This window comes from Rufibacter roseolus (genome assembly GCF_017916365.1).
Taxonomy (GTDB): domain Bacteria; phylum Bacteroidota; class Bacteroidia; order Cytophagales; family Hymenobacteraceae; genus Nibribacter; species Nibribacter roseolus.
Genome location: NZ_JAFMSU010000007.1, coordinates 1 through 610 on the forward strand (window position 1 = coordinate 1; position 610 = coordinate 610).

Consider the following 610-nt stretch of genomic DNA (forward strand, 5'->3'; position numbering starts at 1 on the left):
GGGCGCTGCCTTCTTGGCTGAGCTTCAGCGGGGCGGCCCGCTCCTTCAGCGGCACGCCGGCGGCGGCCGACGCGGGCACGCTGGCCGTGCGGGTGACGGCCTCGGACGGCAAGGGCGGCAGCGCCACGGATGACTTCAGCCTGACCGTCTCGGGCGGGACCTCCTCCGGGGAGGCCTACCGCTACAACGCCGGCGGGCCGCAGGAGACCACCTCGCGGGGCGTCTTCGCCGCGGACGCCTTCGCCTCGGGCGGGTCCAAGAAGAGCCCCACCACCGACGCCATCGCCGGGACGGGGGACGACGCCATCTACCGCTCCAACCGGTTCGGGACCGCCTTCTCCTACAACATCCCCGTCAAGGGCGGGGAGTACCAGGTGGTGCTGCACTTCGCCGACCTGTACTGGACGGCGGCCGGCAAGCGGGTGTTCGACGTGAGCATCGAGGGCAGCAAGGTGCTCAGCGCCTACGACATCGTGGCCAAGGCCGGGGCGGGCAAGGCGGCCGCCGTGGAGAGCTTCACGGTGAACGTCACCGACGGCACGCTCAACATCGCCTTCGCCCGCCTGGTCGACAACGCCCTGGTCTCCGCCATTGAGGTCATTTCCAACTC

Annotated in this window: 1 protein-coding gene; it reads left to right on the plus strand. The window is 70.8% G+C overall.

The features are described 5' to 3' along the window. The coding region (locus J3P35_RS21910) for a malectin domain-containing carbohydrate-binding protein (RefSeq protein ID WP_210466886.1) at positions 1-610 on the plus strand (610 nt) is incomplete at both ends.